Consider the following 21,488-nt stretch of genomic DNA (forward strand, 5'->3'; position numbering starts at 1 on the left):
CGCTCTACTCTGCCGGTTCCACGTTGGTGTAGGCGGCTTCCTCCAGCTCGCGCCTCAGGCGTGCTTCCTCATGCGTTTTCGGGGTGACGAAGCGGCCAAGCAGGAGATAGGCGACCGGCGTCAGGAACAGTGTCGAGATGGTGGCCAGGCCCAGCCCGCCAACGATCACCCAGCCGAGCGCCACGCGTGCCTCGGCGCCGGCGCCCGCTGCCAGCACCAGCGGCAGGCCGCCGAGCACGGTGCAGATCATCGTCATCATCACCGGCCGTACGCGGATGATCGAGGCCTGCTCGATCGCCTCGCGCACACCGAGCCCGCGGTCACGCAACTGGTTGGCGAATTCGACGATCAGGATGCCGTTCTTGGCCATGACGCCGACCAGCAGCACCAGGCCGATCTGGCTGTAGGCGTTGAGGCTGGTGCCTGAGAGCAGCAGCGCGAAGATGGCGCAGGCGAGGCCGAGCGGCACCGTCGCCATGATGATGACGGCGCTGACGAAGCTTTCGAACTGCGCGGCCAGCACCAGCAGGATGATGACCAGAGCGAAGCCGAAGATGGTGACCATGGCGCTGTTGGTTTCGCCCAGCGTCGCCGCCTCGGCCAGCGGCAGGATGCGGCTGCCCGGCGGCAGCAGCGGCGTGGCGATTTGCTCGGCTTGGTTCAGTGCATCGCCAAGCGCGAAATTGCCCGAGAGGTTGGAGGTGATGGCCACCGATGGCTGCTGCTGTTCGCGCGACAGCGATGGTGGCACGGCGCGTTCGGTCAGCGTGGCAATAGTCGACATCGGCACAAAGCGACCATCGGCTGTCTTGAGGAAGACGTTTTCCAGATCGGTCGGATCGTTGATCGGGTTGGTAGTCGAGACCAGCTTCACGCCATAGCTGCGGTCGGCAATGTAGACATCGACGACATCGTTGCCGTCGAGCATGGCCTGCATGGTGTTGGCGAGTCCTGATATGTCGATGCCGAGATCGGAGGCACGCTCGCGGTCGATGGCGACGGCGAGCTGCGGCTGCGTCGGGTCAATCGACAGGCGCGGCGTCTGGAAGCGCGGGTCCTTCTGCATCTCGGCAATAATTTTCACCGCCGCGTCGCCAAGCGCCTTGCGGTCGTTGCCGACGAGCGCAAACTGCAGGCCGTTGCCGGCGCCGCGGATACCGAGGCTGTTGGGCTGCACCGGGAAGATGCGCACGCTTGGCACCTGCTTGGTCAGCTGGCTGATCTCGGCCATGATCTCCTGCTGGCTGCGGCTGCGCTCGTTCCAAGGTGCGAGCGTCATCACCATGAATCCGGAGTTATAGGAGCCGTTCTGGCCGGCATTCTCGAAGGTTGAGCGGATTTCGCCGGAATCGCGCATCGGCTGGATCAGTTTCTCGATCTTCTGCATCTGCTGCGTCGTGTAGTCGAGACTGACGCCTTGCGGGGCGCTGATGCGCAACAGCACGGCCGCGCGGTCCTCGGTCGGCGTCAGTTCCTGGCGGATGGTGCCGAACAGCGCGAAGGCGGTGCCGGCAAACAGCACCGCGACCAGAACCACGATCCAGGGCGCATCGAGGCAGGCGTGCAGGCCGCGCTTGTAGGCGGCATTCAGCGCGCCGCCTATACGGGCGCCGATGCCGTGGCCGCCTTCATGGTGAAGCGAGGCGCTGGTCAGCATGCGCGAGGCGAGCATCGGGCAAAGTGTGAGCGCCACCACGCAGGACAGCAGCACCGACATGGCAAGCACGAAGCCGAATTCGCGAAACAGGCCGCCGGTCTGGCCGGGCAGGAACGAGATCGGCACGAAGACGGCGACCAGCGTCAGCGTCGTGGCAATGACGGCGAAGAACACTTCCTGCGCGCCGAGCACGGCGGCCGCACGCGGCCCCATGCCCTCATTGCGCCGTCGCACGATGTTTTCCAGCACCACGATGGCGTCATCGACAACGAGGCCCGTGGCCAGCACCAGGGCAAGCAAGGTGAGAATGTTGACGGAGAAGCCGGCCAGATAGATGGCGGCGATGGTGCCGATCATGGCGACCGGCATCGACAGGCCCGGAATGAGTGTCGCGCGCCAGTCGAGCAGGAAGACATAGATGACGATCAGCACCATGGTCACCGACAGGCCAAGCGCGATCTCGACCTCGTGCACGGCGCCCTTGACGAAGACGGCGTCGTCGCTGGTGATCTTGATCGCCATGCCCTTGGGCAGGTTCTCCTGCAGTTTGGCGACGGCGGCCTGGACGCCGGTCGAGATGTCCAAGGTGTTGGATTCCGCCTGGCGGATAATGCCGATACCGATGCCGGTCTTGCCATCCGAGCGCAGTGTCGTCTGGCCGACATCGGGGCCGAGCGTGACGGTGGCGACATCGCGGATGCGCGTCGTGCCGCCGATGATGATGTTTTCGAATTCCTCGGGCGTCGTCACGTCGGCGGTCGTGCGGACGATCAGGTCCTGGTTGGTGGTGGTGATCGAACCGGCCGGCGAATCGAAGGCAACGGAAGCAAGCGATGCCCGGAGGTCGGCCACCGTGAAGCCGAGGCTGGCGAGCTTGTTCTGGTCGACGTCGATGCGGAAGATCTTGTCACGGTCGCCATAAACCTGGACATCGGCAACGCCGGGCACGGCGGCCAGTTCATCCTCGATCTGGTCCTGGACCACGACCGTCATGTCCTGGATCGACATGTTTTCGGAGGTCACCGCCAGCCGCATCACCGCGTCGGAATTGGCGTCGGCCTTGACGATGCGCGGCGGATCGGCGGTGTCCGGCATCTGGTTGGCGACGCGGCCGACGGCATCGCGCACGTCGGAGGCGGCGACGTTGAGATCGACGCCGTCATTGAATTCGATGGTGACGCGGCTCGAGCCGAAGGAGGAGGAAGACGAGATCGACTTGACGCCGGAGACGCGCGCGACCGCGCCTTCGATCGTGTCGGTCAGTTCGCGGTCGACGGTTTCGGCCGCCGCGCCTTCGAAAGCGGTCGAGACCGTGACCACGGCACGGTCGACATCTGGCAGTTCGCGGATCTCGACGCCGTAGAAGGCGGCGAGGCCGGCAACCGCGATGAGGACGTTGAGCACGAAGGCCATGACTGGCCTGCGGATGAAGAGCGCGGTGAAGCCGGTATCGCTGGCGGCGTTGACGGGTCCGGTCATGAGCCTTCGGCGCTGTTGGGCGCGCGCTGGTCCTGGCCGGCGATGCGGACCTCGCCGCCTTCGCTGACGCTCTGCGTGCCTTCGGTGACCACCATGTCGCCATTGTCGATCTCGGCGTCGATCAGCACGGTCTCGGTGTTGCGCTGGATGATGCGCACCGGCACGCGCTTGGCCTTGCCGTCCTCGATCTGCCAGACATAGGCGCCGTCCGAGCCCCACAGGATCGCCAGCGGGCTAACGGAAGGATAGGTTTCGCCGGGAAATTTCATGGTGATGGAGAACGACATGCCGGCGCGCAGTGAATCGGCGGGATTGGCGATCTTGGCCTTGACCAGGAGCGTGCGGCTCTTCTCGTCGATGTGGTTGTCGATGGCCGATACCGTGCCGGTATAGGCGTTGCTCGGATTGGCGATCGGCGTCGCCGTCAGTTGCGCACCGACCTTGATGGCGGCGGCAAAGCGCTCCGGCACCTGGAAATCGACCAGGATCGAGGAGCGGTCATCAAGCGTGGCGATCGCCGACTGGTTTGTCACGTAATTGCCGGCCGAGATCGGCAGGATGCCGACGGTGCCTGCGATCGGCGCCAGAATGGAGCGGCGCTGCAGCGCAAGCTCGGCATCCTGAAGCGCCAGCTTGGCGCCTGCCAGCACGACTTCGGCGTCGGCAACGGCGACAGGCGTGGCGGCATTGGAGGCGCGCAGCGACTTGACACGGTCAAGCTTGGATTGCGCATCCTGCAAAGCGAGCTTGGCCCGGTCCTGGGAGATGATCTCGGTCTCGGAATCGAGCGTGGCGATGATCTGTCCCTTGTCGACATGTGTGCCGGATTCGACCAGCAGTTCGGCAAGACGACCGGAACTGTAAGGATTGACGGTCACCGAGGCGTTGGCGCGGCCGGTGCCGATCGCCTGCAAGCGGTCGTTGATAACAGCGGACGCCACCGGCGATGCAACGATGGTGGCAATCTGGGTTCCGTTGCGCCCAGCCTGCCTGGAGCCCCCAGCCGCCGTTTCTTTCGTTGGAGGCGTCGCGCCATAGGCCCAGTCGATGCCCCAGCGCGCCAGCACTTGCGGAGCGCCGGGGTAAAATCGAGCCCACGCGGCCGCGGCGGCGACCACGACGACAAGCGCAAGGACAATCTGTTTCCAACCCGACATCGATACTCCAGCAGCAAAAATCGTCTGCCGGTTCCAAGTGGAAGCGGATGCAGCGACGACAAGGGCTGGTGGTCAAAACCGGCCACCACAGCCCGATATCACCGGTTTATGGCAATTATCACGCAATCGTGCACATTAAATCTCGGTAACGTGATCGCGAAGTGATCTTGAGGCGACCGCGGAAGACTTTGCGGAGTTGCTTACCGAAGGCCTTCCATTTCCCGGATGCGCCGGGCGCCGTCGGCCTCGAGTTGCCTGGTGACGGCGCCGATCAGCGTTTCGGCGACGACGAAAAGTGCTGCCGAGGAATCCCATGCCGATGGCACGGCGGTTCGCCCGGCGATGACGTGGCGGGCAAAACGGGCGATGGGCGACAGCCACTGATCGGTGAAGAGCACGATCTGGACGCCGCGTTGGTGCGCCTTCTCGGCGAAGCGGACGAGGCTGTCCTGGTAGCGCCTGATGTCGAAGATCACCAGCACGTCGCGCTTGCCCATGTCGATCAGCCGGTCGCGCCACATGCTCTCCTGGCCGGCGAGATGAAAGACATCGGGCTGGATGACGGCGAGATGGGCGGCCATGTAACGCGCCAGCGGATCGGTGAAGCGGCCGCCGATCAGGAACGTCTTGCCGCGCCGGTCGGCAAGCCGTGCCGCGATGTCGGCAAGCTGCTTGTCGGACAGATGCCGAAAGGTCTCGCGCATATTGTCGAGCGTCGCTTCCAGCATTGGCGAGACCGTGCCGCCGCCGGGCGAGGGCGGGTTGAGCGTCCGTATCGCCGGCGACTGCAGCTGTGCCGCCAGTTCGTCCTGCAGGCTCGACTGGAATTCCGGATAGTTCTGGAAGCCGAGCCGGGCCACGAAGCGCAGGATCGTCGGCGAAGAAACGCCGGCCGCAGTCGAGAATTCGGCGACCGTCTTGAGGCCGATCATCGGATAGCTGGCAATAAGCGTCTGCGCCGCGCGCCTTTCGCTGGCCGGCATCGTGCCAATGCGGTCGGCGATAAGTTCGGCAATGCTGGAAATCATCTTTTCCCCCACCCCTTGGCCTGGTCCATGAGTTCGCATTTGACAAAGCCGGGCAAACTGTATGAAATCATCCATAGGGACGCAATGAGGCAAAATACGTAACATACGATACAGCGCTCCCCGGGGACGGCAGACTATGGAGAAAGCACGGCCCGCCAGCCTTGCATCGTCCGATACCGTGAGGGTGACCAACCCGGGCGGATCGAGCCCTTTCGTGCTGACCTGCGATCACGCTTCCAATTTCCTGCCCGCCGAATTCGGCACGCTCGGCCTTGCCGCCGAGGACCTGTCGCGTCACATCGCCTGGGATCCCGGCGCGCTGCCGGTGGCTACACGCATGGCGCAGGCGCTTGATGCAACGCTGGTCGAAACCCGCATTTCGCGTCTTGTGATCGATTGCAACCGGCCGCTCGACGCGCCGGACCTGGTGCCGCCGGTCAGCGAGACAACGGCGATACCCGGCAATGCCGGCCTGAGCGACAAGCAGCGCGCCGAGCGCATTGCCCTGTCATGGCAGCCATTCCATGGTGCCATTGAGCGCCTCATCGAGGAACGGCTGGCGCGTGGGCAAGAAACCCGGCTGGTTTCCGTGCATTCTTTCACGCCGGTCTACAAGGGAAAGAACCGGCCCTGGCATATCGGCATCATCCACGATGACGATCAGCGGCTGGCATCGCCGCTGGTATCGGCGCTCAAGCGGCTTGCCGGCTTCACCGTCGGTGTCAACGAACCCTATTCGCCAGCCGACCGCGTCTATTTCACGCTGGAACGGCATGCGCGCTCGCGTGGGCTGCCCTGCGCGATGATCGAAATCCGCAACGATGAAATCGCCGGCGAGACCGGGCAGCGGAAATGGGCGGATCTGCTCACGGGCATTTTTTCGGATCTGGAGCCAGAAGAGGTCAGGGGCTCTCGATCAAGCGCAGTCGGAAAGTCAGCACAATCGGCCAGCTAAAAACAACAGGGGACTTCAAATGGCAGCACCAGGTCAAATAGATGTCGACAAGTCGGAGGATGTGAAAATCCTTCACAGCATGGGCTACGCCCAGGAACTATCCCGGCGCATGGGGGCGTTCCAGAGCTTTGCCATCTCGTTCTCCATCATCTGCATCTTGTCCGGCGGATTCGGATCGTTTCCGATCGCGCTGTCGACGGGCGGCCCATTCTCATTGACCATTGGCTGGATCATTGGCAGCGCGTATGCACTTATCGTTGCCGCCAGTCTTGGCCAGATTGCATCCGCCTACCCGACGGCAGGCAGCCTGTATCATTGGTCGTCAATCCTCGGCGGCCGGTTCTGGGGATGGGCAACGGCCTATGTCAATCTGCTGGGACTGCTGTTCGTCATCCCGGCGGTGAACGTGTTTCTCTATCTCATCACGCGGGATCTGTTCTTCGGTTCCGTACTCGGCTGGGACGTTTCCGGCTGGGGGATGGGGACGCAAATTGCTTCGGTCGCCGTTATCACCGCGGCGCAAGCCTTGCTGAATCATTTCGGCATCAGGCTGACGACCATTTTGACGGATTTTTCCGGTTATCTGATCCTCGCGGTCACCGTCATCCTCATCGTCATGTTTCTAATGGCGGCGCCAAGCTTCGATATCAGCAAGGCATTTACCTTTGTGAACAACACGGGCGCGCCCGGAGGCGGCGTTTCGCCTCAAACGGGTCCGTTGATGGCGATCATCATCGGCCTTCTCTATCCGCTGTTCACCATCACCGGTTTTGACGCTTCTGCGCACACGGCGGAAGAAACGGTCAATGCCCGTGACACCGTGCACAAGGGTATGTTGCATTCGGTCTTCTGGTCTGGCGTGTTCGGTTTCGTGCTGATCGTTGTCATGATCATGGCAATCCCGGATCTGAATGCCGCCGCCGCCTCGGGCTGGAGTTCCTTCAACAATCTCTTCATCGCAGCCATCATGACGTCGTTCATCGGCAAGTTGATGCTGATCGGCGTGATCGTCTCCAACTTCCTTTGTGCATTGGCCGCCGTGACCTCCACATCGCGGATGATCTATGCGTTTGCTCGTGATGGCGGTTTGCCATTCTCCGGCGTGCTGAGCTCGGTCAGCCCGAAGTATCGCACCCCCGTGGCGGCCATCTGGTTCTCGGCCGTCATGGCTGTGGTGCTGACCGCGGTGACGACGCCGCTCAATGCCTTTGCCGCTCTCTCCACCGGCTGCGCGATGTATCTCTACATTTCCTACGCCATGCCGATCATCGCCGGCTTCTTCGCCGAAGGCAAAACCTGGACAAGCTTCGGCAGTTTCCGCCTTGGCGGCCTTTCGAAAGTCTTCGCTGTCATCGTCATGATTGGCACGGTCCTGGTCACGATTGGCGGTCACGCCTTCGTCGTGTCCATTCCCAGCTCGCCGGGCGACGCCGCGGCCAATCCGCCTGTCCCTGCCTCGGACTTTGTGCCGGGTCTTTGGTACTATTCGGTTGGCTTTGCGATCATCCTGGCAATTCTTTGGTTCGCCATTGAAAACCGTCGCTTCCAGGGCCCGCCCATCGGCGAAGCGGCAATAGCCAAGCGCAAGGCAGTCATCGCAGCTGCCGAAAAGGCTGTTGGCGAAACTGCTTAAGCAACAAGCCGAAGCCGTGGCGAGTTTCCCTCGCCACGGCTTTTGCACTCGTTCAATGTGACAAGCCCGAAACGACAAGCGCTGGAGTGCCAAAGGAATGGCCGGAAATTTCTCGTTCGATCAATTGAAGAAAGCGGTCTCCAGCGGTGAGATCGACACGGTGCTGGCCTGCATCGTCGACATGCAGGGGCGGCTCGCGGGAAAACGCTTCCTGGCGCAGTACTTCGTCGATTCCGCGCATGATGAAACGCATGGCTGCAACTATCTGCTGGCCGCCGACATCGATATGGAGCCGGTGCCGGGCTACAAGGCGGCGAGCTGGTCGAAGGGCTATGGCGATTTCGTCATGAAGCCGGATCTCGCCACATTGCGGCGCATTCCGTGGCTGGAGAAGACGGCGCTGGTGGTCTGCGACGTGCTCGACCACCACACCCATGACGACCTGCCGCATTCGCCGCGCGCGATCCTGAAGAAGCAGGTCAAGCGGCTGAGCGAGCGTGGCTATATTGGTTATTTCGCTTCCGAGCTCGAATTCTACCTGTTCAACGAAACCTATGATTCCGCCCGCAAGAAGCACTGGCAGGGCCTCGAAACCGCTTCGCCCTATATCGGCGACTACCAGATCGGTATCACCACCAAGGAAGAAGGCGTCATGCGCCGGCTTCGCAATGAGATGGAAGCGGCCGGCATCCCGATCGAGAACTCCAAGGGCGAATGGGGTCCGGGCCAGGAAGAGATCAATGTGCGCTATGCCGAAGCACTGGACATGGCCGACCGTCACGTGATCCTGAAGAACGGCGCCAAGGAGATCGCCGAGTCCGAAGGCAAGGCGATTTCGTTCATGTCGAAATACAATTACGGGCTCGCCGGCAATTCCAGCCACATCCACAATTCGCTTTGGAGCGCCGACGGCAAGACGGCGCTGTTCTTCGACAAGAAGGCGGACTGGACACTGTCGACGCTCGGCCAGCAATGGGGGGCGGGCCAGCTGAAATACGCCAAGGAGTTCACCTGGTTCCTGGCGCCCTACATCAATTCCTACAAGCGCTTCCAGGCCGGCACCTTCGCGCCGACCAAGATCATGTGGAGCGAGGACAACCGCACCGCCGGCTTCCGCCTGTGCGGCGAGGGCACCAAGGGCATCCGCATGGAATGCCGTATCGGCGGCGCCGACTTGAACCCCTATCTCGCCTTCGCGGCGCTGATCGCGGCCGGCCTTGCCGGCATCGATGAGAAGCTCGAATTGCAAAAGCCGTTCGTCGGCGATGCCTATCAGGCCTCGCGCCTGCCGGAAATCCCGAAGACGCTGCGCGACGCCACCGAGACGCTGGCCAAGTCGAAGATGCTGAAAGAGGCACTCGGCGAGGACGTGCTCGAACACTATGTCCACACCGCCAAGTGGGAGCAGTTCGAATACGACCGCCGCATTACGGATTGGGAACTGCATAGGGGTTTCGAGCGGTATTAAGCTATGTCGGCGTTGCCCGCCTTGGCCATCGCCGGAATGGCGGGCGACGTCAAAATCAAGATTTTATGAAGTGCGAGGACTAAAGGAATGACCGAAACGGTCAAGTTGATAACTCCCATCGATGGCTCGATCTATGCCGAGCGGCCGATCGCGACCGACCAGGCGATCAACGCCGCGGTCGAGCGCGCCAAGGCAGCGCAGGAGAAGTGGGCGCAGGTGCCGATCGTCGAGCGCGGCAAGTACATGCTGGCGATGCTCGAAGCGCTGGTCGCGATATCAGACGAGATCGTGCCGGAGATCGCCTGGCAGATGGGGCGGCCGGTGCGTTATGGCGGCGAATTCGGGGGTGTCAGGGAACGCACCACTTACATGGTCGAGATCGCTGAAGCTGCGCTGAAGTCCGTGCCGGCCTCCAACCCGAAGGACGGCTTCCGCCGCTATGTGAAGAAGGACCCGCTCGGCGTCGTCATGGTGATCGCGCCGTGGAACTACCCCTATCTCACGGCCGTCAACACCATCGTGCCGGCGCTGATGGCCGGCAATGCCGTCATCCTGAAACATGCGGCGCAGACGCTGCTGGTCGGTGAGCGGTTTCAACAGGCTTTCGACAAGGTCGGTCTGCCCAAGGGCGTGTTCCAGAATGTGGTGCTCAACCATGCCCAGACCGAGAAGCTGCTCGGCTCGGGCAAGATCGACCATGTCAATTTCACCGGTTCGGTCGGCGGAGGCCGTGCCATTGAAAAGGCGGCGGCCGGCACCTTCATGACGCTCGGCCTGGAGCTTGGCGGCAAGGACCCGGCGTATGTGCTGCCCGACGCCAAGCTGGATCACGCGGTCGCCAATCTGGTCGACGGCGCCTTCTACAATTCCGGCCAGTGCTGCTGCGGCATCGAACGCGTCTATGTGCATGAGAAGGTCTATGACGAGTTCGTCGAGGGCTTCATCGCCGAGACGAAGAATTATGTCGTCGGCAATCCGCTGGACCAGGCGACGACGATGGGACCGATGGCGCAGGCGCGCTTTGCCGACCTGATCCGCGAGCAGAAGGGCGAAGCGCTGCGCAAGGGTGCAGTGGCGCATATCAACATGAAGGTGGCTAACGACAAGGCCGGCTCGCCCTACCTGGCGCCTGAGGTGCTGACCAGCGTCGATCACCAGATGAGCGTCATGCGCGAGGAAAGCTTTGGCCCGATCGTCGGCATCATGAGGGTGCGCAATGACGAAGAGGCGATCGCGCTGATGAACGACAGCCAATACGGTCTGACGGCCTCGATCTGGACGCGCGATACCGAGCACGCGGTGGCGATCGGCAATCGCATCGAGACCGGCACGGTGTTCATGAACCGTTGCGACTATCTCGATCCGGCGCTGGTCTGGACCGGCGTCAAGGACACCGGCAAGGGTGCGGGGCTGTCGGCCATCGGCTACGACAATCTGACCCGGCCAAAATCCTTCCACCTGCGCGAAGCCATCTGATTTTTGAAAGACAAGACATGTCCAAGCTGATCTCCAAATGGAACTACCCCACCACCGTCCGCTTCGGCGCCGGGCGCATCAAGGAACTGCCCGAGGTGCTGGCGGCTACCGGCATCAAGCGGCCTTTGTTCGTCACCGATCCCGGCCTGGCGAAACTGCCGGTCGTCGCTTCGACCTTGAAAATCCTCGATGACGCCAAGGTCCCCTACGGCGTGTTCTCCGAAGTGAAGCCCAACCCGGTGGATTCCAACCTGACCGCCGGCATCGCCGTGTTCAAGAAGGGCAAGCATGACGGCGTCATCGCCTTCGGTGGTGGCTCGGCGCTCGATCTGGGCAAGCTGATCGCCTTCCAGGCCGGGCAGACACGGCCGGTCTGGGATTTCGAGGATGTCGACGACTGGTGGACGCGCGCCAATTCCGATGCGATCGCGCCGATCATTGCCGTGCCGACCACGGCCGGCACCGGATCGGAAGTCGGCCGCGCCGGCGTCATCACCAATGAGGCAACGCATACCAAGAAGGTCATCTTCCATCCGAAGCTGCTGCCGGCGATCGTTATCGCGGACCCGGAACTGTCGGTTGGCATGCCAAGCTTCATCACCGCCGGCACCGGCATGGACGCGCTTGCCCATTGCCTCGAGGCTTATTGCGCGCCGGGCTATCACCCGATGGCCGACGGCATTGCGGTGGAAGGTGTCCATCTGGTGTTCGAGAACCTGCCGAAGGCCTACGCCAACGGCAAGGACCTCGTCGCGCGCGCCCATATGATGAGCGCGGCGGCGATGGGCGCGGCCGCCTTCCAGAAGGGGCTCGGCGCCATCCACTCGCTGTCGCATCCGATCGGTGCGCTCTATGACACCCATCACGGCATGACCAATGCGGTGTTCATGCCCTATGTGCTGGCCTTCAACCGTGACTCCATCGAGGAGCGCATTGCCAGGCTCGCCGCCTATTGCGGCATCAAGGGTGGCTTCGACGGCTTCGCCAAGGCGATCATCAAGCTGCGCAAGGATTTGAAGGTGCCGCACGCCCTGCCGGGCCTGATCAAGGGGCTCGACATGGACAAGAAGCGCAAGGCGCTGATCGCCGACATGGCGGTGGTCGATCCGACCGCCGGCGGCAATCCGGTAAAGCTGACCAAGAAGGCGGCGCTGGCCTTGCTCGAAAACGCCATAGCCGGCACGGTGTGAGGCGTTTTCGGCGCAGGAAATTGATTTGGAAAAGGGGTAGAAAACCAAGGGGGAGGGATGACGGGCAAGGCAGAAACTAGTTAGCCGGAAAAAGAATCGCGCGGCGATTGCTACAACCGGTTAAAAAGAGTTTACTTTTTCGCACTGCGAGCACCCGGTTTCACAAAGCTTTCATCTGGCTGTCACATGAAAACGATACCGGATCGCAGGCGTCCAACGGCGTCAGTTCAACGGAGAGAACACATGTTCAAATTCACGGGGAAAGTACTTTCCCTTTCGGCCGCGACCCTTATGGTGTCGTCGGTGATTTCGTCCGCGGCTTCGCTGGACGATCTCGTCAAGGCCGCCAAGGCCGAAGGCCAGCTCACCACGATCGCTTTGCCGCATGACTGGTGCGGCTACGGCGACGTCATCGCCGGCTTCAAGGCGAAGTATCCGGAAATCGCCATCAACGAGCTCAACCCCGATGCCGGTTCCGGCGACGAGGTCGAGGCGATCAAGGCCAACAAGGACAACAAGGGCCCGCAGGCTCCCGACGTCATCGACGTTGGCCTGTCGTTTGGCCCGACCGCCAAGGCCGCTGGCTTGCTGATGCCTTACAAGGTGTCGACCTGGGACTCGATCCCGGACAGCGCCAAGGATGCCGATGGCGCCTGGTACGGCGACTATTACGGCGTTCTGTCGTTCATGGTGAACAAGGACCTGATCAAGGAATCGCCGAAGGACTGGGCCGATCTCCTGAAGCCGGAATTCGCCAACGCGGTTGCCGTCGCCGGCGACCCGCGCGCTTCGAACCAGGCCATCCAGGCGGTCTACGCCTCCGGTCTGTCGACAGGCGCCGCTGCTGGTGAAGCCGCCGGCACCGCTGGCCTCGACTTCTTCAAGAAGCTCAACGCCGCCGGCAATTTCGTGCCGGTCGTCGGCAAGCCCGCTACGCTCGCCCAGGGCCAGACCCCGATCCTGATCAACTGGGATTACAACGCGCTTGCTGGCCGCGACACGCTGAAGGGCAACCCGCCCGTCGACGTGATCGTGCCGAAGACGGGCGTCGTCGCCGGTGTCTACGTACAGGCGATCAGCGCCTTCGCGCCGCACCCGAACGCTGCCAAGCTCTGGATGGAATACCTCTATTCCGACGAAGGCCAGATCGGCTGGCTGAAGGGCTATTGCCACCCGATCCGCTTCAACGATCTCGCCAAGAACGGCAAGATCCCGGCGGATGTGCTGGCCAAGCTGCCTCCGGCTGAATCCTATGCCTCGGCCGCGTTCCCGACGCTCGACGAGCAGGGCAAGGCCAAGGAAGTTATCAGCAAGAACTGGGACGCCGTTGTCGGTGCCAACGTCAAGTAAGATTTGAAAATCCACCGGGCGGTCGCGAGGCCGCCCGGCCCTCCCTCGAAGACGGTAGCCGGCGCATGACCGATCTCTCGCTTTCAAATCGAACGATTGCCTCGAAGCCCGCGCCGCCCAATGCGGCGACCACTTTCCGGTTCCCGACGCAATGGATCGGGGTGGCGCCGTTCTTCATTTTCACCATCATGTTCCTGATCCTGCCGACGCTTTATCTTGTCGTTGGTGCTTTTCAAGACGGGAACGGCCACCTGACGCTGGACAACCTCCTGCAGTTGGTGAGCGACCCGTCCATCAGCAATGCCTACTGGGTTTCGATCAAGATCAGTTTCTGGTCGGCCATCATCGGGGCATTTGCCGGCCTCGCGCTGGCTATCGCCATCGTGCGCGGCGGCTTGCCTAACTGGATACGGTCGGCGACGCTGACATTCTCTGGCGTGGCCTCTAACTTCGCCGGCTTGCCGCTCGCCTTCGCGTTCATAGCAACGCTCGGTCGCGTCGGTATTGTGACGGCGCTCCTGCGCGATGTGTTCAACCTCAACATCTATGCGATGGGGTTCAATTTCCTGACCACGGCCGGGCTGATCGTGGTTTACCTGTTCTTCCAGATTCCGCTGATGGTGGTCATCATCGTGCCGGCAATCGACGGTTTGAAGAAGGAATGGGGCGAGGCGGCAGCCACACTCGGTGCCACCCAGGCGCAGTACTGGCGCATGGTGGTCGTACCGGTGTTGTGGCCAAGCTTTCTCGGCACGGTCATCCTGCTGTTCGCCAATTCCTTCGGCGCCATTGCCACGGCTTATGCGTTTGCCGGCCCGGCGCTCAACATCGTGCCCATCAAGCTGTATTCCCAGATCAATGGCGACGTGCTGCACAACCCGCAACTCGGCTATGCCATCGCCTTCGGCATGATCGTCATCACGGGCTTGGCCAACGTCTTCTACATCTGGTTCCGGACGCGTTCTGAGAGGTGGCTCAAATGAAGTCGGGAAAATTCTGGGCTTGGGTCGTTTTCGCGCTTAGCGCCGCCTATTTCTTCATTCCTCTGCTCGCGACGTTCGAGTTCTCGCTGCGCCTGCGGCGCGGCGTCCATTCCTTCGATGCCTATCAGATCGTGCTGGGCGACCCACGGTTCCAGGCAACGTTCATGTATTCGGTGGTTGCAGCGATCTTCACCATCATCCTGGGTGTGCTGGTCGTGGTGCCGGCGGCCTACTGGATCCGGCTGCGGCTGCCGCAGTTGCGGCCAATCGTGGAATTCATCACGCTGCTGCCGCTGGTCATCCCGGCCATCGTTATCGTCTTCGGCTACATCAGGATGTATGGCTCGAATTCGCCGTTGCCGTTCCTTGCCAGCGATCTAGGCGCCAGTGCCTTGCTGGTGATCGGCTATGCGACGCTGTCGCTGCCCTATATGTACCGCGCGGTCGATACCGGACTTCGCACCATCGACGTGCGCACGCTGACCGAAGCGGCGCAGATACTCGGTGCCGGCTGGTCGACGATCATCACAAGGGTTATCCTGCCCAATGTGCTGATCGCGGTGTTGTCGGGCGCGTTTCTGACCTTCGCGATCGTTATCGGCGAGTTCACCATGGCAAGCCTGCTCAACCGGCCGGCCTTTGGGCCCTACCTGCAGAACATCGGCGCCAATCGCGCCTATGAGCCGGCGGCGCTTGCCATCATCGCCTTCGCCATCACCTGGGGCTGCATGTCGCTGATCCAGATCCTGTCACGCTTCGCGCCGAAATCGGCGAACCGCCCGAATTGATCGAGAGAAAAGCCATGGTCGAGCCATTTCTGTCCATCCAGCATGTGCGAAAATCCTACGGCACCAACACCGTGGTCCAGGATTTCAGCCTCGATGTCGCGCCGGGCGAGTTCGTCTCGTTCCTCGGACCATCCGGTTGCGGCAAGACGACGGTGCTGCGCATGGTCGCCGGCTTCGAGGAGCCATCGGCCGGCAAGATCGTCGTCGCCGGCAAGGACATTACGCGGCTGAAGCCCAACCAGCGCAATGTCGGCATGGTGTTCCAGGCCTACGCGCTGTTCCCGAACCTTACGGTGGCGCAGAACATCGCCTTCGGCCTCAAAGTCGGCGGCATGAACAAGGCCGACGCCGACCGCCGCGTCGCCGAGATGCTCGACATCATCAAGCTGCCGCAGATGGCTGACCGCTATCCCTATCAGCTCTCGGGCGGCCAGCAGCAGCGTATAGCGCTGGCGCGCGCCATTGCCCCGAAGCCGAAGCTGCTTCTGCTCGACGAGCCGCTGTCGGCGCTCGATGCCAAGGTGCGCGTCTCGCTGCGCGAGGAAATCCGCTCCATTCAAAAGAAGCTCGGCATCACCACCATTTTCGTCACCCATGACCAGGAAGAGGCGCTGTCGATCTCCGACCGCATCGCCGTTATGTATGGCGGCAAGGCGGAGCAGGTCGGCACGCCGTTCGAGATCTACAACCGGCCGGCAACCAAGTTCGTCGCCAATTTCGTTGGCACGCTGAATGTGCTGGAGGGCACTGTCACCGACGCAGCGGCGGGCACGGTCCGGGTCAATTCCGAACAGGTCTTGCTGAAGGGCAAGCTCAACGGATCCAAGTCGGGAGATACTCTGTCGCTGGCGCTGCGTCCGGAAGCCATTTCGCTCGGTCGCCAGCCCGGTCGCGATTCCAGCCTGTCCGGCGAAATCTCGGAAGTGCATTTCCTCGGCTCGGTCATCCGCGTCCGGGTCGGCATAGGCGGCAACACGGTATCGCTCGATACGTTCAACAGCCCAGCCACGCCGCCACCGGCTGTCGGCGAAAAGGCCGAGATTTCGTTCTCGTCCGACGACATGCTGGTGCTGCACTAGCCACCGCCGCGCAAAGACATACGCAACTGATCTCTGTAGTGACTTTGGCACTGCCAATCGGCTTGTTCCATCGCTACGATGAGCCATGGCTCTTTTCGAACTAACCCTTGTCCTGCTTCTGGCCGCCGTCGCGCTGACGGCGCTGTCGCGGCGGCTGGAGATACCCTATCCGTCGCTGCTGGCCTTGGCCGGGGTGGCGATTGCCTTCGTGCCTGGCGCGCCGATGATCGAAATCGATCCGGAACTGGCGCTTGCCCTGTTCATCGCGCCGGTGCTTCTCGATGCCGCCTATGACACGTCGCTGCGTGATCTCAAGCGCTATCGGCTGGCGCTGTTGCTGCTGGCGCTTGGCGCCGTGGTCTTCACCACTGCGGTGGTTGCCTTCGTTGGCTGGAAGATGGCGGGTCTGCCGATCGCGGCGGCGATCGCGCTCGGTGCCATCGTCGCGCCGCCGGATGCGGTTGCGGCAAGTGCCGTGCTTGGGCAATTCAAGGTGCCGCACCGCATCACCGCCATCCTGCAGGGCGAGAGCCTGCTCAACGATGCCACCGCGCTCCTGATCTACCGGCTGGCGGTCTCGGCGGCTCTCGGCACGATCATGCTGAGCAACGCCATTCCGACGATCCTGCTGGCAACGATCGGCAGTCTGGTCGCGGGTTATCTGTTTGGCCGCTTGTCGCTGCTGACGCTTACCCGGATCGAAGATGCGGCGAGCAGCACGGTGGTGCAGTTCGCGGGAACATTCGCGGTCTGGATCATCGCTGACAAGCTCGGCCTTTCCGCCATCATCACCATCGTCGTCTATGCCATGACGATCGCGCGCAGGGGGCCGCGACGCGTATCGGCGAGACGCCGCGTCAGCACCTATTCGGTGTGGGAATCTGTGGTTTTCGTGCTCAACGTGCTGGCCTTTGTGCTGATGGGCCTGCAGGCGCGATCGATCGTCGGCCGGCTTGCCGGGGACGGGCAAGGCCAGGCCTTTCTCTTCGCCGCGACAGTGCTGGTCGTCGTCATCGTGGCACGCCTTGTCTGGGTGGCGAGTTACGTTGCGATCATACAGTGGTTTGCCCGCTTCGGCAGCGAAGACAGAAGGCAGGACGTGCCGACATTTGGCGGCGCCGTGCTCGTCGGCTGGTGTGGCATGCGGGGGCTGGTGACGCTGGTGGTGGCCATTGCCCTGCCGGCCGGCTTTCCCGGCCGCGATCCGATCGTGCTTGCTGCCTTCGCGGTGGTGCTGGGCACGCTGGTGTTGCAGGGGATGACGCTGAAGCCCTTGCTGCGGATACTCGACTTCCCCAGGGATACGACTGTTGATCGCGAAGTGGCGCAGGCGCGCGTGGCCATCATGCAGGCAGCGCTCGATGTGCTGAGCCGCAAGACGTCAGCCGCAGCTTCTGTCGTGCGCGAGCAGTATGAGGCTCAGCGGGTGATTGCTGAAAACCCGGAGGACGCTCAAGCCGCAACCGAATACGACCGGCTGCGCCTCTACGCCATCAACCGCCAGCGCGACACGCTCGAGGAACTGCGCCGCAACGGCACGATCGGCGACGAGGCTTATCACCGGCTGGAGGAAGAGATCGACTGGTCGGAGTTGGCGGCGTCGCCGGCCGGGAGTTTTCAGCCGCTGACGACCTACTAGGACGATTTATCGTCATAGCTGAGCCGCCAGCGCTCATGAGAAGCCTCGCGGCGTCTTCCGGCGTGCGGAGGATACCGACGCGGTCCGGAATCGGTGCATGATCGCGCAGCAAGGGCGCTTCTGGCACAAGCCGCTTTCATTCTCCTGCACATTGCAAGCAATCCACCGAACCGCTACTGCCATCACCGAAAGTGAGCCGGATAAGCAATGAAGCTGGTCAGCTACAACATCCAGTACGGGTTCGGCAGCGACGGCCGCTACGATCTTTCGCGCGCCGCGCGCATCGTTGACGGCGCCGATATCATTGCACTGCAGGAAGTCGAGCGGAACTGGCAGCGCAGCAATTTTGACGATCAGCCGGAACTGCTTTCGGGCCTGCTGCCCGACTATCACTGGGTCTACGGCCCGGCCTTCGACATGGATGCCAGCGAGCGGCGGGACGGCCGCCTAGTCAACCGGCGCCGGCAGTTCGGCACCATGGTGCTGTCGAAGCTGCCGATCGTCTGGTCGCGGCTGCATGCGCTGCCGATGCGCCGCACCTTGCGGCCGCTCAACACCCGCAATGCGGCGCTGGAATGCATGATCCGCACGCCGGCCGGCCCGGTGCGGATCGTCTCGCTGCATCTCGCCCACATAGCGGCCGAGGAGCGGCTGGAGCAGATCGACTATCTCCTGGCCGAACATCGCCGGGCGCCCTCCGATGGCGGGCCGTGGAGCGGAACTGACGACGAACCTTCGCGCAACTGGACCAGCGGCGAAGCCGAGCCGGAAAATCCGCTGGCGGCGATCTGGATGGGCGATTTCAATATGGAGCCGGGCAGCGCCGAATATGGCCGCATCACCGGCAGCACGCCCTATCATCAGGATGCCGCCTATCTCGAAGGCTTCGTCGATGCTGCCGCCGTTGCCAGCGAACCGGTGGATGACTTCCACACGCATGAGAAGATCATCGACGGCAGACTGGCAAAGCGCCGGCTCGACCACTGTTTCGTCGGCGGCATGTTCGCGGGCCGCGTGCGCTCGGTCGGATCCGACATTGGCGAGGTGGCATCCGATCACTTCCCGGTCCGGGTCGACATCGATCTCGAAACGCCGCTTGGCTTGGGAGGTCGGTAAGCCTGAAATGACGCTTTTCGTCTTCTTCGCGGTGCTTGCCGCAGCTGCCATGCACGCGATCTGGAACGCGCTGGTCAAGGTGCATCTCGACCGTTTCATGTCGATCACGCTGATGACGCTTGGCATGGGGTTCGCCGCGCTTTTTGCCTTGCCGTTCGTCGAAGTGCCCAGGGCCGAGGTGTGGCCCTACATCATCGCCTCGGTGATCTTCCATATCGGCTACAGGACATTCCTGATCGGTGCCTACAAGGCTGGCGATTTCGCGCAGACCTACCCACTGGCGCGCGGCACCGCCCCACTGCTTGCGGCACTGGGTGGCATATTCGTTGTCGCCGAGGTGCCAGGGCCGTTTGCCATCCTCGGCATTCTTCTTCTGTCCGCCGGCACGCTGGTGATGTCGTTTCGCGGTGGCGCGCATCTGGAGAAGCTCAATCTGCGCGCGGTCGGCTTTGCGTTCGGCACCTCGGTGTTCATCGCCAGCTACACGCTGTCGGACGGCAGCGGCGCCAGGCTCGCCGCCACCGCACAGAGCTACGCGGCATGGCTGTTCGTCTGCGATGCCATGGGAGCCTTGGTGCTGTGCCTGATCTTCCGGGGTCCAAAAGCGCTGCCGGTGCTGGCCAGCAGCTGGAAGACCGGCCTGTTCACCGGCGTGCTCAGCGGTGCTGCCTACTGGATCGTGATGTGGGCGATGACCAAGGCGCCAATCGCCTCGGTCGCCTCGCTGCGCGAGACCTCGATCCTGTTTGCCATGATGATCTCGGTCTACGCGCTTGGCGAGAAGATGACGGGCTGGCGCGGTGCGGCCGCGCTCAGCATTGTTGCGGGTGTCATCGCACTCCGGATGGGCTAACCGCGCCTAACTCAGCACAGTCATGACTTGACCGCGCCGTTCCGGGCTGAAGCGGATGACGACGATGATGCAGACGGCGACCACGCCGGCAAAAAGCGCCAGCGCGTAGCCGTAGCTGCCCCCGGGTGCCTCCGCGATACCCGCCTGATATGGACCGCCATAGGATGCTGCGAGATTGCCCGCCTGATAGATGAAGCCGGGCAAGGTCGCGCGCACCGCACCGGGCGAGAGTTCGTTGAGGTGCACGGGGATGACGCCCCAGGCGCCCTGCACCGCAACCTGCATGACGAAGGCGCCGATGGCGAGCATGAACGGCGTGGAGCTGTAGGCCCACAGCGGAATTGCCGGCAGGGCGATAATGCACGCCAGGGTGATGGCGTTGACGCGGCCGATCTTCTCGGACAGTGCGCCAAAGGTCAGGCCGCCCGCGATGGCGCCGAGATTGGCAACGATGGTGATCCAGCTCACCGTATGCGGATCAAAGCCATGCTGCTTCTTCAGGAAGGTCGGGTAGAGGTCCTGCGTGCCGTGGCTGAAGAAGTTGAAGAACATCATCAGCACGACGGCATAGAGCGCGACACCCCAGTTCTTCTGAAGCGTTTCCAAGAGGCCAGGCCTGGGTGCCTTCTGCGCCTCGACGAAGGCGGGTGATTCCGGCACGTGCGAGCGGATGAAGAGCACGATCAGCGCCGGCACGAAGGAAAGCAGGAACATGGCGCGCCAGCCGATCGTGTAGCCGCCGATCGTCTGCTGATAGAGCAGGCCATAGACCACCGCTGCCAGGAGATAGCCGGCCGGATAGCCGCATTGCAGGATGCCCGAGACCAGGCCGCGTGCGCTGGGCGGGACGGATTCCATGGCGAGCGAACTGCCGAGCCCCCATTCGCCGCCCATGGCGATGCCGAACAGAGCGCGCAGCGCCAGGAAGATGCCGAGATTGGGCGAGAAGGCGGCCAGCGCGCCGATCACCGAATAGCTGACGATGTTGAGCATGAGGATCGGCTTGCGCCCATATTTGTCGGCGAGCATGCCAAAGAAGAACGCGCCGATAAAGCGCGTCGCCAAGGTCAGGAACAGTGCCTTGGAGACTGCCGGGACATCTGTCTGGAACTCACTCGCAATATCGGTGAGCAGGAATGTCAGAAGGAAGAAATCAAACGCATCGAGTGTCCAGCCCAGGAATGAAGCCAGAACGGTTTTCTTCTGCTCGGCAGTGAGATTCAAGGCGTCCTCCTTTGGTTCCCCCAAAGGAACGATATGTCGCCCTATTGGCAAAAGAGAACAGTTATCAGTCGGCTTTCGAAAGACCGGCGGTCACTTTTTCGTAAGATCGAGGTCGAAGACCATCAATCCGTCTGTGCCGCCTTCGAGCGCGGCGACCAGCCGGGCTCCGGCGCGCTGATGCGCCTCGTGCACCAAATAGGCATCGCGGGCGCCGGCGTCGCGGAAATCGATGGTGAAACCATGTGTGAAGCCGCGTGCGAAGGGTTCGGGGCTGACATTGGCGCTGAAGCGGACGGTGTCCATGCCGTCGATCACCTGCCGCAGCGCCTCGAGGTCGGCGTGTATCGCCGCGCGCTCGGCAGCGGGAACATCTTTTCGGAATATGACGAAGACACAGTGCCTGATCATCGGAT

The 21,488-nt window shown here is 62.5% G+C and carries 17 protein-coding genes; 12 read left to right on the top strand and 5 right to left on the bottom strand.

The genetic code is table 11. The features are described 5' to 3' along the window. Window positions 1–4: 4 nt before the first annotated feature. The 3 genes from ACZYHG_RS12585 to ACZYHG_RS12595 all read right to left on the bottom strand — a co-directional run bounded on the left by ACZYHG_RS12585 (window position 5) and on the right by ACZYHG_RS12595 (window position 5,321). Window positions 5–3,136: an efflux RND transporter permease subunit gene (locus tag ACZYHG_RS12585; RefSeq protein ID WP_464614062.1), complete on the bottom strand. Its 3,132-nt coding sequence runs from the start codon at window positions 3,134–3,136 to the stop codon at window positions 5–7. Continuing rightward, entirely contained in the window at window positions 3,133–4,293 is a 1,161-nt protein-coding gene (locus tag ACZYHG_RS12590; protein ID WP_464614063.1) for an efflux RND transporter periplasmic adaptor subunit, read from the bottom strand. The genes ACZYHG_RS12585 and ACZYHG_RS12590 overlap by 4 nt, the downstream gene beginning before the upstream one ends. A 200-nt stretch (window positions 4,294–4,493) precedes the next feature. Then, window positions 4,494–5,321: a MurR/RpiR family transcriptional regulator gene (locus ACZYHG_RS12595; RefSeq protein WP_027030940.1), complete on the bottom strand. Its 828-nt coding sequence runs from the start codon at window positions 5,319–5,321 to the stop codon at window positions 4,494–4,496. A 136-nt stretch (window positions 5,322–5,457) separates the two neighbouring features. On the opposite strand from ACZYHG_RS12595, the gene ACZYHG_RS12600 reads away from it, so the two are divergent. From ACZYHG_RS12600 to ACZYHG_RS12655, 12 genes are all read left to right on the top strand, one after another. Beyond that, window positions 5,458–6,276, top strand: coding sequence for an N-formylglutamate amidohydrolase (locus ACZYHG_RS12600; RefSeq protein ID WP_464614064.1), 819 nt, complete (start codon window positions 5,458–5,460; stop codon window positions 6,274–6,276). Window positions 6,277–6,295: 19 nt separating this feature from the next. Further along, the gene (locus ACZYHG_RS12605; protein ID WP_464614668.1) at window positions 6,296–7,909 is read left to right on the top strand and encodes an amino acid permease; all 1,614 of its coding nucleotides are present in this window, start codon (window positions 6,296–6,298) and stop codon (window positions 7,907–7,909) included. Between the two features lie 97 nt (window positions 7,910–8,006). Next, window positions 8,007–9,377 (top strand): glutamine synthetase family protein, encoded by a 1,371-nt coding sequence (locus tag ACZYHG_RS12610; protein ID WP_464614065.1) that lies wholly within the window; start codon window positions 8,007–8,009, stop codon window positions 9,375–9,377. A gap of 87 nt (window positions 9,378–9,464) precedes the next feature. Continuing rightward, window positions 9,465–10,853, top strand: coding sequence for an aldehyde dehydrogenase family protein (locus ACZYHG_RS12615; protein WP_464614066.1), 1,389 nt, complete (start codon window positions 9,465–9,467; stop codon window positions 10,851–10,853). Between the two features lie 17 nt (window positions 10,854–10,870). Next, the gene (locus tag ACZYHG_RS12620; RefSeq protein ID WP_464614067.1) at window positions 10,871–12,043 is read left to right on the top strand and encodes an iron-containing alcohol dehydrogenase; all 1,173 of its coding nucleotides are present in this window, start codon (window positions 10,871–10,873) and stop codon (window positions 12,041–12,043) included. Between the two features lie 243 nt (window positions 12,044–12,286). Next, window positions 12,287–13,393: an ABC transporter substrate-binding protein gene (locus ACZYHG_RS12625; protein ID WP_464614068.1), complete on the top strand. Its 1,107-nt coding sequence runs from the start codon at window positions 12,287–12,289 to the stop codon at window positions 13,391–13,393. Window positions 13,394–13,458: 65 nt separating this feature from the next. Then, on the top strand, window positions 13,459–14,376 hold the full coding sequence (locus ACZYHG_RS12630) for an ABC transporter permease (protein ID WP_464614069.1): 918 nt from the start codon (window positions 13,459–13,461) through the stop codon (window positions 14,374–14,376). After that, the gene (locus tag ACZYHG_RS12635; protein ID WP_464614070.1) at window positions 14,373–15,164 is read left to right on the top strand and encodes an ABC transporter permease; all 792 of its coding nucleotides are present in this window, start codon (window positions 14,373–14,375) and stop codon (window positions 15,162–15,164) included. Before ACZYHG_RS12630 ends, ACZYHG_RS12635 begins: the two co-directional genes overlap by 4 nt. 14 nt (window positions 15,165–15,178) lie before the next feature. Then, window positions 15,179–16,243 (top strand): ABC transporter ATP-binding protein, encoded by a 1,065-nt coding sequence (locus ACZYHG_RS12640; RefSeq protein ID WP_464614071.1) that lies wholly within the window; start codon window positions 15,179–15,181, stop codon window positions 16,241–16,243. A gap of 85 nt (window positions 16,244–16,328) precedes the next feature. Continuing rightward, window positions 16,329–17,882: a cation:proton antiporter gene (locus ACZYHG_RS12645; RefSeq protein WP_464614072.1), complete on the top strand. Its 1,554-nt coding sequence runs from the start codon at window positions 16,329–16,331 to the stop codon at window positions 17,880–17,882. A 207-nt stretch (window positions 17,883–18,089) separates the two neighbouring features. Next, window positions 18,090–18,998: an endonuclease/exonuclease/phosphatase family protein gene (locus tag ACZYHG_RS12650; RefSeq protein WP_464614073.1), complete on the top strand. Its 909-nt coding sequence runs from the start codon at window positions 18,090–18,092 to the stop codon at window positions 18,996–18,998. A 7-nt stretch (window positions 18,999–19,005) separates the two neighbouring features. Next, on the top strand, window positions 19,006–19,851 hold the full coding sequence (locus ACZYHG_RS12655) for an EamA family transporter (RefSeq protein ID WP_464614074.1): 846 nt from the start codon (window positions 19,006–19,008) through the stop codon (window positions 19,849–19,851). Window positions 19,852–19,857: 6 nt separating this feature from the next. Here the strand turns inward: ACZYHG_RS12655 and ACZYHG_RS12660 are convergent, their stop codons facing one another. Beyond that, complete coding sequence (locus ACZYHG_RS12660) at window positions 19,858–21,075, bottom strand: MFS transporter (RefSeq protein ID WP_464614075.1); 1,218 nt, start codon at window positions 21,073–21,075, stop codon at window positions 19,858–19,860. A gap of 90 nt (window positions 21,076–21,165) precedes the next feature. Then, complete coding sequence (locus ACZYHG_RS12665) at window positions 21,166–21,483, bottom strand: Dabb family protein (RefSeq protein ID WP_464614076.1); 318 nt, start codon at window positions 21,481–21,483, stop codon at window positions 21,166–21,168. Between the last annotated feature and the right edge of the window lie 5 nt (window positions 21,484–21,488).

It is taken from the genome of Mesorhizobium subarcticum (assembly GCF_055456085.1).